The sequence below is a fragment of the Streptomyces sp. NRRL F-525 genome (assembly GCF_000716605.1).
Lineage (GTDB): Bacteria > Actinomycetota > Actinomycetes > Streptomycetales > Streptomycetaceae > Streptomyces.
This window is the reverse complement of the sequence record NZ_JNXE01000027.1, coordinates 23667-36351: the sequence shown is the minus strand read 5'-3', so window position 1 is coordinate 36351 and position 12685 is coordinate 23667. Positions and strand designations below refer to the sequence as shown.

Annotated in this window: 13 protein-coding genes and 1 tRNA gene; 9 read left to right on the top strand and 5 right to left on the bottom strand. The window is 69.6% G+C overall.

The annotated features are described in order from the left end of the window. Positions 1-181: 181 nt before the first annotated feature. From OO69_RS31775 to OO69_RS31750, 6 genes are all read left to right on the top strand, one after another. Positions 182-253, top strand: a tRNA-Gln gene (locus tag OO69_RS31775). A gap of 175 nt (positions 254-428) precedes the next feature. Continuing rightward, positions 429-1874 carry a bifunctional UDP-N-acetylglucosamine diphosphorylase/glucosamine-1-phosphate N-acetyltransferase GlmU gene (gene glmU / locus OO69_RS31770; RefSeq protein ID WP_078652650.1) on the top strand — a complete coding sequence of 482 codons (1446 nt, stop codon included), beginning with the start codon at positions 429-431 and terminating at the stop codon, positions 1872-1874. A 77-nt stretch (positions 1875-1951) separates the two neighbouring features. After that, positions 1952-2932: a ribose-phosphate diphosphokinase gene (locus tag OO69_RS31765; protein WP_033284305.1), complete on the top strand. Its 981-nt coding sequence runs from the start codon at positions 1952-1954 to the stop codon at positions 2930-2932. 193 nt (positions 2933-3125) lie between these two features. Continuing rightward, positions 3126-3710, top strand: a complete 585-nt coding sequence (locus tag OO69_RS31760) for a 50S ribosomal protein L25/general stress protein Ctc (RefSeq protein ID WP_033284304.1) — start codon at positions 3126-3128, stop codon at positions 3708-3710. Positions 3711-3813: 103 nt separating this feature from the next. After that, entirely contained in the window at positions 3814-4416 is a 603-nt protein-coding gene (gene pth / locus OO69_RS31755) for an aminoacyl-tRNA hydrolase (protein WP_033284303.1), read from the top strand. Positions 4417-4503: 87 nt separating this feature from the next. Continuing rightward, complete coding sequence (locus OO69_RS31750; protein ID WP_078652649.1) at positions 4504-5004, top strand: hypothetical protein; 501 nt, start codon at positions 4504-4506, stop codon at positions 5002-5004. Between the two features lie 65 nt (positions 5005-5069). On the opposite strand, the gene ppc is transcribed toward OO69_RS31750, so the two are convergent. Further along, positions 5070-7811 carry a phosphoenolpyruvate carboxylase gene (ppc, locus tag OO69_RS31745; protein ID WP_033284302.1) on the bottom strand — a complete coding sequence of 914 codons (2742 nt, stop codon included), beginning with the start codon at positions 7809-7811 and terminating at the stop codon, positions 5070-5072. 307 nt (positions 7812-8118) lie between these two features. Here ppc and OO69_RS31740 point away from each other — a divergent pair, with 307 nt between their 5' ends. Both OO69_RS31740 and OO69_RS31735 read left to right on the top strand, forming a co-directional pair. Further along, positions 8119-9135 (top strand): acyl-CoA desaturase, encoded by a 1017-nt coding sequence (locus OO69_RS31740; protein ID WP_033284301.1) that lies wholly within the window; start codon positions 8119-8121, stop codon positions 9133-9135. Next, positions 9132-9809 (top strand): TetR/AcrR family transcriptional regulator, encoded by a 678-nt coding sequence (locus OO69_RS31735; RefSeq protein ID WP_019064642.1) that lies wholly within the window; start codon positions 9132-9134, stop codon positions 9807-9809. Before OO69_RS31740 ends, OO69_RS31735 begins: the two co-directional genes overlap by 4 nt. A gap of 74 nt (positions 9810-9883) precedes the next feature. Here the strand turns inward: OO69_RS31735 and OO69_RS50545 are convergent, their stop codons facing one another. From OO69_RS50545 to OO69_RS31725, 3 genes are all read right to left on the bottom strand, one after another. Then, positions 9884-10057, bottom strand: a complete 174-nt coding sequence (locus OO69_RS50545; protein WP_078652648.1) for a CsbD family protein — start codon at positions 10055-10057, stop codon at positions 9884-9886. 90 nt (positions 10058-10147) lie between these two features. Beyond that, on the bottom strand, positions 10148-10510 hold the full coding sequence (locus OO69_RS31730) for a VOC family protein (RefSeq protein WP_033284300.1): 363 nt from the start codon (positions 10508-10510) through the stop codon (positions 10148-10150). 3 nt (positions 10511-10513) lie between these two features. Further along, positions 10514-11317 (bottom strand): trans-aconitate 2-methyltransferase, encoded by an 804-nt coding sequence (locus OO69_RS31725; RefSeq protein WP_033284299.1) that lies wholly within the window; start codon positions 11315-11317, stop codon positions 10514-10516. Between the two features lie 119 nt (positions 11318-11436). On the opposite strand from OO69_RS31725, the gene OO69_RS31720 reads away from it, so the two are divergent. Next, positions 11437-11934, top strand: coding sequence for a MarR family winged helix-turn-helix transcriptional regulator (locus OO69_RS31720; protein ID WP_019064646.1), 498 nt, complete (start codon positions 11437-11439; stop codon positions 11932-11934). Here the strand turns inward: OO69_RS31720 and OO69_RS31715 are convergent. Then, a complete protein-coding gene (locus OO69_RS31715) occupies positions 11893-12660 on the bottom strand; it encodes a LuxR C-terminal-related transcriptional regulator (RefSeq protein ID WP_033284298.1) in 768 nt (255 codons plus the stop codon). The genes OO69_RS31720 and OO69_RS31715 overlap by 42 nt on opposite strands. Positions 12661-12685: the final 25 nt, after the last annotated feature.

Genomic DNA, 12685 nt, shown 5'->3' with positions numbered 1-12685 from the left:
GGGCGTTCAGGCCCGCTTTTCCGGCGAGTTTTCGCGACCTGCCCACACCACGGCGCGTAATCGAACAGCCACGAAACCGATCACCCTCGACAAGTCCCGTCGCACGGAGGGCATCACGTACGGCATAGTGTTCTGTGCCCACTCGGCGACCAGGCTAAATGTCCGGTTCTCACGAGTTTGATCCCCCGTGGTGTAATTGGCAGCACCGTGGCTTTTGGTGCCATTTGTCCGGGTTCGAGTCCTGGCGGGGGAGCAAAAACCGATCGCGACTGATCGACATCTGATCGGCACCTGAGCAACTCCCTCCCCCAGCACCCCTGTTAGGGCCCTGACAGCACAGTCAGGGCCCACTCTCATGTCCCCCATGAAACGCCCCGGTATCCTGCGAATGTCCACCCCCCAGCATTCCGAAGCCGAAGGGCAAACCCGTGAGCGCCATTCGCCCGGCAGCCGTCGTCGTCCTCGCAGCGGGTGAGGGCACCCGTATGAAGTCGGCCACACCGAAGGTCCTGCACGAGCTCTGCGGCCGGACCCTGGTCGGTCATGTGCTGGCCGCCGCCCGCGAGTTGGAGCCGGAGAACCTGGTCGTCGTCGTGGGCCACGCCCGCGAGCAGGTGACCGCCCACCTCGGTGAGACCGACCCCGGCGTACGGACCGCGGTCCAGGCCGAGCAGAACGGCACGGGTCACGCCGTACGCATGGCGCTCGAAGAACTCGGCACCGTCGACGGCACCGTGGTCGTCGTCTGCGGCGACACCCCCCTCCTCCGCGGCGAGACCCTCCGCACCCTCGCCGCCAACCACACCACCGACGGCAACGCGGTGACGGTCCTGACCGCCGAGGTCCCCGACGCCACCGGCTACGGCCGCATCGTCCGCGACGGCGCCTCCGGCGCGGTGACCGCGATCGTCGAGCACAAGGACGCCTCCGACTCGCAGCGCGCGATCCGCGAGATCAACTCCGGGGTCTTCGCCTTCGACGGTCAGCTGCTCGCCGACGCGCTCGGCAAGGTGCGCACCGACAACAGCCAGGGCGAGGAGTACCTCACCGACGTCCTCGGCATCCTGCGCGAGGCCGGACACCGCGTCGGCGCCTCCGTCGCGGCCGACCACCGCGAGATCGCCGGCATCAACAACCGCGTCCAGCTCTCCGAGGCCCGCCGCATCCTGAACGACCGCCTGCTCACCGAGGCCATGCTCGCCGGCGTCACCGTCATCGACCCGGCCACCACCTGGATCGACGTCGCCGTCACCTTCGGCCAGGACGCGATCGTCCACCCCGGCACCCAGCTGCACGGCGCCACCCACCTCGGCGAGGGCGCCGAGGTCGGCCCCAACACCCGCCTGACGGACACCACCGTCGAGGCCGGCGCCCGCGTCGACAACACCGTCGCCGTCAGCTCGCACATCGGCCCGCAGGCGTCCGTCGGCCCGTTCGCCTACCTCCGTCCCGGCACCCGCCTGGGCGCGAAGGGCAAGATCGGCACGTACGTCGAGACGAAGAACGCGACGATCGGCGAGGGCACGAAGGTCCCGCACCTCTCCTATGTCGGGGACGCGACGATCGGTGAGTACACCAACATCGGTGCCGCCAGCGTCTTCGTGAACTACGACGGCAAGGACAAACACCACACCACCGTGGGATCGCATTGCCGGACGGGTTCGGACAATATGTTTGTGGCACCCGTCACGGTCGGGGACGGCAGCTACACCGCCGCCGGCTCCGTGATCACGAAGGACGTACCGCCCGGTTCGCTGGCCGTGGCCCGTGGCCAGCAGCGGAATATCGAGGGATGGGTGGCCCGCAAGCGTCCGGGCAGCGCGGCGGCGAAGGCCGCGGAAACCGCTTCCCGCCAGGGCGAGAGCGAGAACTGACCGGAAACGGGCGCGTCGAACACGGCGTACCGTGATAAACGCACACCCAGTTGAATGACCTCTGAGGAGACAGTGCTGTGACCGGGATCAAGACGACCGGCGAGAAGAAGATGATGTTCTTCTCCGGCCGCGCCCACCCCGAGCTTGCCAAGGAGGTCGCCCAGCAGCTGGGTGTCGGGGTCGTCCCGACGAAGGCCTTCGACTTCGCGAACGGCGAGATCTACGTCCGCTTCGAGGAGTCGGTGCGCGGTGCGGACTGTTTCGTGATCCAGAGCCACACGGCTCCGATCAACCAGTGGATCATGGAGCAGCTCATCATGATCGACGCCCTCAAGCGCGCGTCGGCCCGCTCCATCACCGTGATCGTCCCCTTCTACGGCTACGCCCGCCAGGACAAGAAGCACCGCGGCCGCGAGCCCATCTCGGCCCGGCTGGTCGCGGACCTGATGAAGACGGCGGGTGCGCACCGCATCCTCACCGTCGACCTGCACACCGACCAGATCCAGGGCTTCTTCGACGGGCCCGTGGATCATCTGTTCGCCCTCCCGCTCCTCGCGGACTATGTGGGCAGCAAGGTCGACCGCAGCAAGCTGACCGTCGTCTCCCCGGACGCCGGCCGCGTGCGCGTCGCCGACCGCTGGTGCGACCGTCTGGGCGCGCCCCTCGCGATCGTGCACAAGCGGCGCGACAAGGACGTGGCGAACCAGGTGACCGTCCACGAGGTCGTCGGCGAGGTCAAGGGCCGCGTCTGCGTCCTGGTCGACGACATGATCGACACCGGCGGCACGATCTGCGCCGCGGCGGACGCCCTGTTCGCGCACGGCGCGGAGGACGTCATCGTGACGGCCACCCACGGCGTGCTCTCCGGCCCCGCCGCCGACCGCCTGAAGAACTCCCGCGTCAGCGAGTTCGTCCTCACCGACACCCTCCCCACCCCGGGCGAGGTCGGCGCCGACCTCGACAAGATCACGGTCCTGTCGATCGCCCCGACCATCGCGAGCGCGGTCCGCGAGGTCTTCGAGGACGGTTCAGTGACAAGCCTCTTCGACGAACACTGAGACAACCCCTCACAGACCGATCCGTAGATCGATTTCCGGTACGGCCTTCCCGCCGAGTAAGCTGCCACAGTTGCTCGGCGAGGGAGGCCGTACCGGTTTTCGGTTACGGCGGTCCGTTATCGACGCGCTCTTCGTAGCAGGCCGATGTTCGGCCGGGTGACCGCCTTCCCCGACTGTTCTACGAGGAGTGACCATGGCCGACGTCAAGCTCGCCGCCGAGACCCGCACCGAGTTCGGCAAGGGTGCCGCCCGCCGTATCCGCCGTGACAAGAAGGTCCCCGCCGTGGTCTACGGCCACGGTGTCGACCCGCTGCACATCACCCTGCCGGGCCACGAGCTGCAGCTCGCCCTGCGTACCCCGAACGTCCTGCTCACCCTGGACATCGAGGGCAAGACCCAGCTCGCCATCCCGAAGGCCGTCCAGCGTGACGCCATCAAGGGCTTCCTCGAGCACGTCGACCTGCTCACCGTGAAGAGCGGCGAGAAGGTCACCGTCGAGGTCTACGTCCACACCGAGGGCGAGCTGGCCCCGGGCTCCTTCCTGCTGGAGCACGTGCTGAGCACGATCACCGTCGAGGCCGAGGCCACGCACATCCCCGAGTCGGTCACCGTGTCCATCGCGGGCCTGGAGGCCGGTGCCTCCATCGCCGCCAAGGACATCCCGCTGCCCAAGGGCACCACGCTGGCGATCGACGAGGACGCGGTCGTCCTCCAGGTCCTGGCCGCCCAGGCCGAGGAGGCGTCCGCCGACGCCGAGGCCGAGAGCACCGAGGCCTGATCCTCACCGCTCACCGTTTCGTCAGCCGCTGTTCCCACCGGGAGCAGCGGCTGGCTGCCCGGGGGTCCGGGGGGTGTCCCCCGACAAGCACAGCGATGGAGACATGGACGTGACGACCGACGCCAATGCCCCCTGGCTGATCGTGGGACTCGGCAACCCCGGCCCCGAGTACGCCAACAACCGGCACAACGTGGGCTTCATGGTGGCCGACCTGCTGGCCGATCGGATCGGCGGCAAGTTCAAGCGGGCCGGCAAGGCACAGGCGCAGGTCCTGGAGGGCCGGATCGGAGCGCCGGGTCCGGCCAGCCGCCGGGTCGTCCTCGTCAAGCCGACGTCGTTCATGAACCTCTCGGGCGGCCCGGTCAACGCGCTGCGCGACTTCTACAAGGTGCCGCTCGCGAACGTCGTCGCCATCCACGACGAACTCGACATCGACTACGGCACCCTCCGCCTCAAGCTCGGCGGCGGCGACAACGGACACAACGGCCTGAAGTCGATGACGAAGGCGATGGGCCCGGACTACCACCGGGTGCGGTTCGGCATCGGACGCCCGCCGGGCCGTATGCAGGTCGCCGACTTCGTCCTGAAGGACTTCTCCTCGACGGAGCGCAAGGAACTGGACTTCCTGGTGGACCGCGCGACGGACTCCGTGGAGTGCCTGGTGAGCGAGGGCCTGGAGCGGGCGCAGAGCGCGTACAACTCCTGACCCGTCCGCCTCACCCGACTTGCCTGAATTACCCGGCTTAACCTGCTTGTCCCGCGCGGGAGTTGACCGCGCGTGCGGGTATGGCCAATGATCCCCGCCATGTCACCCGCAGCCTCCGCATCCCCCGGCGCCTTCGCCGCCCTGAACTTCGGACGGCTCGCGGCGATGGGCACGGTCACCGTGCTGATCCTGATCGCCGGAGTGTGGGGCTCGTGGCCGACCGCGCACAACGTGATGCTGACCAAGGGCCGCGAGACCGGCACGATCCAGGTCACGACGTGCGGCGACGACACCTGCACCGGCCCGTACACCCCGGTCTCCACGGGGTCGAAGGCCCGCGCCGAGGTCGTCATCGACCACACCGTCGCGGTGAAGAAGGGCCAGACGTACGCCGTGGTCGTGAAGCCCGGCACCGACGAGGTCATGCGCTCCGGCCCCGCCGGCATCCTCTACGCCTGGGTCCCGCTCGGCGGCGCCCTGTTGCTCGCCTCGGTGGTGGTCGCGGGCGGGCTGCGGCTGACCCGGGCCGCGTGGGTGCTGGCCGGGTCGGGGATCGCGCTGCTGACGGCGGCGTTCCTGGCGCTCTGAACGACGGACGAGGGGTGCCCCCGAGCTTCTACGACAGCTCGGGGGCACCCCTCGTCCGTATCCGGTCAGCCGGTGTTGCGCAGGCCCGCCGCCACACCGTTGACGGTGAGGAGCAGGGCGCGGCTGAGCAGCGGGTCGGGCTCCGCGCCCGCCGCCGCCTCGTCCCGCTGGCGCTTCAGCAGCGTCACCTGGAGGTAGGAGATCGGGTCGAGGTAGGCGTCCCGGATGGTGAAGGTCTGCTTCAACACCGGGGTGGCGTCGAGGAGTTCGGCCTCGCCGGTGACGCGGAGCACCTCGGCGACGGTCAGGTCGTGCTCGGCCCTGATCGTGTCGAAGACGTGCTTCAGCTCGTCCGGGACGAGGGTGTCGACGTAGTGCTGGGCGATCCGCAGGTCGGTCTTGGCCAGCGTCATCTCGACGTTGGAGATGAAGTTGCGGAAGAAGTGCCACTGGCCGTGCATCTCGTCGAGCACGGTGTCGAGACCGGCCTCGCGCAGCGCCTTCAGCCCTGAGCCGACACCGAACCACCCCGGCACGATCTGCCGCGACTGGGTCCAGCCGAACACCCACGGGATCGCGCGCAGTCCGTCGAGCGAGACACCCGAACCGGGGCGGCGGGAGGGCCGCGAGCCCAGGTGCAGTTCGGCGAGCTGGTCCACCGGCGTGGAGGCGAGGAAGTACGTCGGCAGGTCCGGGTCCTCGACCAGCCTGCGGTAGGCGGAGTGGGCGGCATCGCTCACCACGTCCATGGCCGCGTCCCAGCGGGCCAGCGCCTCGTCGGACTGGCGGGGCGAGGTGTGCAGCGCGGAGGCCTGGAGGGTGGCGGCCACCGTCAGCTCCAGGTTCTCCCTCGCCAGCGACGGCACCAGGTACTTGTCGGAGATGACCTCGCCCTGCTCGGTCACCTTGATCTCACCCTCCAGCGTGCCCCAGGGCTGGGCGAGGATCGCGTCGTGGGACGGACCACCACCGCGGCCGACGGTTCCGCCGCGACCGTGGAAGAGCCGGAGCCGGACGCCGTAGCGATGGGCCACGTCACGCAGGCGCCGCTGCGCCCGGTGGATCTCCCACTGCGAGGTCGTGATGCCACCGAACTTCGACGAGTCCGAGTACCCGAGCATGACCTCCTGGACGTCCCCGCGCAGAGCCACGAGCCGCCGGTAGGACGGGTCCGAGAGCATGTCCTCAAGGATCGTGTCGGCGGCCTTCAGCTCGTCCGTGGTCTCCAGCAGCGGGACGATGCCGACCTTCGCCCACCCGGCGTGCAGGTCGATCAGCCCGGCCTCGCGGGCCAGCACGGCGGCGGCGAAGACGTCGTCGGCGCCCTGGCACATCGAGATGATGTACGACTCGATGACCTCGGGCCCGAAGACGGCGAGCGCCTTCTTGACGGTCTCGAAGACGCCGAGGGTCTTCTCACCGGCCGCGTCGACGGGCGCGGGGGTGGGAGCCAAAGGCCTGCGCGACCGCAGCTCCTTGGCGAGCAGCTTCGCGCGGTACTCGCGGGGCATGTCCGAGTACCGCCAGGACTCCTCGCCGAGCCGGTCGAAGAGCTGGCCGAGCGCGTGGTGGTGGGCGTCCGCGTGCTCGCGTACGTCCATGGTCGCGAGCTGGAGGCCGAACGCGCCGAGCGTGCGGATCGTACGGTCCATGCGGCCGTCGGCGAAGAGGCCGCCGCGATGGGCGCGCAGGGAGGTCTGGATCAGGGTGAGGTCGTGCAGCAGCTCGGCGGTGCCGAGGTAGTCGCGGCCGTCCTCGTGCGGGGTGCCCTTGGCCAGGCGGCTCTTGGTGTTCTCCAGCTTCTGCCGGATGCAGGTGGCCTTGAGGCGGTACGGCTCCTCGGCGTTGAGGCGCTTGTAGCGGGGGCTGATCTCCGGCAGCCGCTCCAGGTCGGACTGGAGGGAGCCGAGCAGCTCCTCCGTCGCGCCCGTGTAGCGGATGGAGTTGGAGAGGAAGCCGCGCAGCTCGTCGATCGTCTCCAGGGCGTCGTTGATGCCGTGCTCGTGCTGGAGGATCAGGACGTCCCAGGTGACCTGCGGGGTGACGTTCGGGTTGCCGTCCCGGTCGCCGCCGATCCAGGTGCCGAAGGTGAGCGGGCGGGTGTCGTCGGGGAGCTTGACGCCGACGCGCTCCAGCTCGGCGGTGAGGTCTTCGAGGACGTCACCGACGGCGCCCGCGTGCAGCTCGTCCAAGTAGTAGATGGCGTTACGGGCTTCGTCCGCGGGCTCCGGGCGTACGACACGCAGCTCGTCGGTCTGCCACACCAGGTCGATGTTCTCGGCCAGACGGGTGTCGTAGCGACGGCGGTCGGACTCGATGACCGGGGTCTCCAGGAGCGTGGCGATGCGCCGGAGCTTGTTGAGGACCGACCGGCGCGCGGCCTCGGTGGGGTGCGCGGTGAAGACCGGGCGGACGTTCAGGTTCTTGACCGTCTCGCGCAGGTGGTCGGGGTCGGCGTCCTTGAGGCGGTCGGCCGTACGGGCGAGGAGACCGCCCTCGGCGGCACGGCGGGCGCGCAGCTCGCGGCCGCGGTGCACCTGCTCGGTGACGTTGGCGAGGTGGAAGTAGGTGGAGAAGGCGCGGACCAGCTTCGCGGCGGTCTCCAGCTCTATGCCGCGCAGCAGCTCGGCGGCGGCCTCGCCGTCCTCACGGGTGAGGCGGCGGACCTTCTCGACCAGTTCGAGCAGCTCGGGGCCCTCCTGGCGGACGAGGGTCTCGCCCAGGAGGTCGCCCAGGCGCCTGATGTCGGCGCGCAGCGCACTGCCGGTCGAGGTGGTGCTCGTGGTCAGGTCGTCGGCACTGCTCACAGGTGCGGCTCCTTGCAGTGTTTGAAGCTCGTCTGGAGGGAACCCGGACGGCGGTCCCGCGGCGGCTGCCGCATACGGGACGGACATCCGGGAAGAAAACAGAGCGGACCGCGCTGTCCGACCGACACCCAGGATAGGTGTCCACTCTGACGCGCGGTCTCACGGGCTTCGTCCACCGGTCGACGCGCTGCCATACTTACGTCGCCGTAGGTTACGGAACCGTAGGGAAGTCCATGCTGAACTGTTGCTGCCCGGCTCCCGCCGTCCGACGCTCCGCCTCCACCTCCGAACCCCACAGGGGACGCCCATGACCACGAGCTCCGATGTGATCGACGACGCCCCGCGGGCGAACGACGACGGCACTCCGCTCCCCGCCGCCACCCTGGGCGGCGAGAGGAAGGGGTCGCTGGAACAGATCACTCTTCTCCTCTTCATCACCGTCCCGTTCCTGGCCCTGCTCGCGGCGGTGCCGCTGGCGTGGAGCTGGGGCGGGGTGAGCTGGCTGGACCTCGGCCTGCTGGTGTTCTTCTACTACCTCGGCTGCCACGGCGTGACGATCGGCTACCACCGGTACTTCACCCACGGCTCCTTCAAGGCGAAGCGCCCGCTGCGGATCGCCATCGCGATCGCCGGGTCGATGGCCGTCGAGGGGCCGCTGGTCCGCTGGGTCGCCGACCACCGCAGGCACCACAAGTTCTCCGACGCCGAGGGCGACCCGCATTCGCCGTGGCGCTACGGCGAGACCGTGCCGGCGCTGATCAAGGGCCTGTGGTGGGCGCACATCGCGTGGATGTTCGACGAGGAGCGCACCCCGCAGGACAAGTACGCCCCTGACCTGATCAAGGACAAGGCGATCCGGACGATCTCCCGCCACTTCATCTACTGGACGATGCTGTCGCTGGCGCTGCCTGCGCTGATCGGCGGGCTGGTGACGATGTCCTGGTGGGGCGCGTTCACGGGCTTCTTCTGGGGCTCGCTGGTCCGGGTGGCCCTGCTGCACCACGTCACCTGGTCGATCAACTCGATCTGCCACGCGGTCGGCAAGCGCCCCTTCAAGTCCCGGGACCGCTCGGGCAACGTGTGGTGGCTGGCGATCCTGTCCTGCGGCGAGTCCTGGCACAACCTGCACCACGCCGACCCGACCTCCGCGCGGCACGGTGTGATGCGCGGGCAGCTGGATTCCTCGGCCCGGATCATCCGCTGGTGCGAGCAGCTCGGCTGGGCCTATGACGTGCGCTGGCCGTCACGCTCACGTATCGATTCGCGCCGTATCTCCGGTACGGACGGCTCTCAGCCCCGGAAGGAGTCGGCGGAGGCGGCATGATTGACGCCGTGGCGACCGATCCCAGCAGCACCCCGAGCAACGAGAAGCCCCGACGCGCGCGCCGCACCCGGATGACGGGAGCGGAACGCCGGGCGCAGTTGCTCGAGGTCGGTCGCACGCTCTTCGCGACGAAGGGCTTCGAGGCCACGTCGGTGGAGGAGATCGCGGCGAAGGCCGGGGTCTCCAAGCCGGTGGTCTACGAGCACTTCGGCGGCAAGGAGGGCCTGTACGCGGTGGTGGTGGACCGCGAGATGCGCCGCCTGCTGGACATGGTGACCAGCTCCCTGACGGCCGGCCACCCCCGCGAACTCTGCGAACAGGCGGCCTTCGCCCTCCTCGACTACATCGAGGAGTACACCGACGGCTTCCGCATCCTGGTCCGCGACTCCCCCATCCCCCAGTCCACCGGCTCCTTCGCGTCCCTGATCTCGGACATCGCGACGCAGGTCGAGGACATCCTGGGCCGCGAGTTCAAGAGCCGGGGCTTCGACGCGAAACTCGCCCCCCTCTACGCCCAGGCCCTCGTCGGCATGGTCGCCCTGACCGGCCAGTGGTGGCTGGACGTCCGCCGCCCGAAGAAGGCGGAGGTCGCCGCCCATCTGGTGAACCTCGCGTGGCACGGGCTGGACGGGCTGGAGTCGAAGCCGCACTTGATAGGGCGCCGAAAGAGCTGAACCCGTGAGTACGGAGACAGTGGCGGGGCCCCTGTTTCTCAGCAGGGGCCCCGCCACTGTCGTCCACCGTCACCTCAGCGCTTGAAGGCGTCCTTGGCCTTCTCCTTGGCCTGCCGAGCGTCTCCCTTGGACTTCTCGGCCTGGCCCTTGGCCTTCATGGTCTCGTTCCCCACGGCCCGGCCCACGGTCTCCTTGGCCTTCCCCTTGGCCTGTTCCTTCTTGGCCTTGGCCTTCTCGTCCTTCGCCACGGTTCATCAACTCCCGGTCGGATCGGTACTCGGAACTCTGTACTCGGCGCCACGACCCGGGTAGCCGCGACGGCGAGGGACAAACACCGATCAGACGTCGGGCTCCAGGAACTCCAGCCGGTTCCCCACCGGATCCTCGGAGTAGAAACGCCGGTGCCCAGGCAGGTCGTCGTCCCAAGTGACGGGCGCCCCAAGGGACTTCAGCCGGGCCGCGTACGCCTCGATGCCGGTCACGCGGAGCCCGGGGTGGGCCTTCTTGGCGGGGCGGAAGTCGTCCTCGATACCCAGGTGCAGCTGGACCTCCCCCGCCCCGAACCAGCACCCGCCCCGCGCGGCCAGCACAGCCGGCTTCGGGATCTCGGTCATCCCCAGGACGTCGACGTAGTACGCCCGAAGCGCGTCCTCCGACCCCGCCGGAGCGGCCAACTGCACATGATCCACGGCCGCGAGCACCCCTCACACCTCCTTGCGGGCCACCGCGAACAGGCGGCGGAACGGGAGCACCGTGCCGTAGTCCTTCGTCGGGTACGCCTCGCGGAGGAGGTCGCGGTACTCGGTGACGAACGCGTCCCGTGCCTCCGGGTCGTCCGCCAGGGCGGTCAGGGCGGGGCGCAGGCCCGTGCCCTTGACCCAGTCGAGGACCGGGTCCTCGCCGGGGAGGATGTGCTGGTACGTCGTCTGCCAGACGTCCGGCGCGCAGCCGAGGCGGGCCAGGTGGTCGAGGTAGACGCCGGGGGCGTGGACCGAGTCCTCGCGGCGCAGCACCTCGCCCAGCCTCCCCTTCCAGCGGGCGCTGCCCGCCAGTTCGCGCATCAGGGCGTGCAGGGGCGCGTCGATGTTGTCCGGGACCTGGAAGGCGAAGGTGCCGCCGGGGGCCAACGCGGCCACCCAGTCGCCGAACCGGTCCAGGTGACCCGGCACCCACTGCAACGCCGCGTTCGACACGATCAGGTCGTACGTCTGGGTCGGCGTCCACTCGGTCGCGTCCGCGTGGGCGAAGTCGAGCCGGCCGCCGCCGGGGGTGGGGCCGGCGTAGGCCTCGGTCTTGGCGAGCATCTCGGGTGAGTTGTCGTAGCCGGTGATGTGCGCGGTGGGCCAGCGGTCGGCGAGGACGGTGGTCACGTTGCCGGGGCCGCAGCCGAGGTCGGCGATCCGGGGCGCGGCGCCGGGGAGGTCGGTGACGCGGGCGAGGAGGTCGGCGAACGGGCGGGCGCGGTGGCCGGCGTGGCGCAGGTACTGAGCGGGGTCCCAAGTCGTCATGGCTTCTACCTTCCCCGCCGACATATCTTGATGTCAAGAGACTTTGGGCCAAGAGACTCCGAATCAAGAGGCTTGATATCAAGAGACTTCATGTCGACACAACCACTACACTGATCGTCATGGAGGACGAGGTCGATCGGCTTGTCGCAGCGTGGCGCCGGGAGCGCCCCGACCTCGACGTGGAGCCACTTGAGGTGCTCAGCCGGGTGAGCAGGCTGGCCCGGCATCTGGACCGGGCCCGGCGGCTGGCGTTCGCCGAGCACAGCCTGGAGCCCTGGGAGTTCGACGTGCTGACGGCGCTCAGGCGCGCGGGCAGCCCCTACCAGCTCTCCCCCGGCCAGCTGCTGACGCAGACGCTGGTCACGTCCGGCACGATGACGAACCGTATCGACCGGCTGGCGCAGAAGGGCCTGGTCGAGCGGCTCCCCGACCCCAGCGACCGCCGGGGCGTGCTGGTCCGGCTCACCGAGGAGGGCCAGGACCGCGCGGACCAGGCCCTGGCCGGGCTGCTGGCGCAGGAGCGCGCGATCCTCGCGGAACTCTCCCGCGCCCAGCGGGGCGAACTGGCGGGCCTGCTACGCCAGTTGACCGCCCCGTTCGACAACATCCCCGGCTAGGTCGACGGGACCGACCCCCGCGCGCCGGGCGAGTGCGACCGCCGCGAGGGTGGAGTGGACGCCCAACTTGCCGAGCACGTTTTGCATATGCGTCCGGACTGTGTGCGGGGAGAGGAACAGCCGCTCGGCGACCGCCTTCCTCCCCAGACCGGCCACCATGCAGCGCAGTACTTCCCGCTCCCGCGGAGTCAGCGACTCCACCAGGCGCTCGCTCTCGGTGCGGTGCTTGCGCGCGGCCGTCAACTCCCGCAGGACGCCGGTCAGCAGGGCGGGCGGCAGGTGCGTCTCATCGCGAAGCACCCCTCGGATGACGGTTAAAAGCCTGGACAGCGAGCAGTCCTTGGCGACCCAGCCGGAGGCCCCGGCCTGCAGGGCCAGCGCGGCCCGGCGCGGATCGTCCTTCTCCGCCAGCACGACCATCCGTACGCTCGGCTGGGCCGAACGGACTCCGGCGACCAGGGAGATCCCGTCCACCAGCCCGTCCTCGTTGCCCGCCTGAACAGGGACGGCGGGCCGTACACCGGGCACATTGCCGCCCAGGTCGGCGTCCACCAGCAGGACGTCGAATCTGCGGCCCTCGGCGTTCGCGCGCTCCATGCAGCGCAGCGCGGCGGGACCACTGCCGGCCGCGGACACGTCGACATCGGGCTCGGCCGCCAGTGCTGCGGCGAGCGATTCGGCGAAGATGCGATGGTCGTCGACGACCAGGACTCGGATGCGAACCACGAAACCCCCTTCCCCAGGCTCCTGG

Coding starts and splice junctions, on each gene's coding strand:
- OO69_RS31725 (WP_033284299.1), bottom strand. CDS start 11,317: ATGACGACTTGGGACCCCGCTCAGTACCTGCGCCACGCCGGCCACCGC.
- OO69_RS31760 (WP_033284304.1), top strand. CDS start 3,126: ATGGCCGACGTCAAGCTCGCCGCCGAGACCCGCACCGAGTTCGGCAAG.
- pth (WP_033284303.1), top strand. CDS start 3,814: ATGGACGTGACGACCGACGCCAATGCCCCCTGGCTGATCGTGGGACTC.
- OO69_RS31740 (WP_033284301.1), top strand. CDS start 8,119: ATGACCACGAGCTCCGATGTGATCGACGACGCCCCGCGGGCGAACGAC.
- OO69_RS31735 (WP_019064642.1), top strand. CDS start 9,132: ATGATTGACGCCGTGGCGACCGATCCCAGCAGCACCCCGAGCAACGAG.
- OO69_RS31720 (WP_019064646.1), top strand. CDS start 11,437: ATGGAGGACGAGGTCGATCGGCTTGTCGCAGCGTGGCGCCGGGAGCGC.
- OO69_RS31750 (WP_078652649.1), top strand. CDS start 4,504: ATGATCCCCGCCATGTCACCCGCAGCCTCCGCATCCCCCGGCGCCTTC.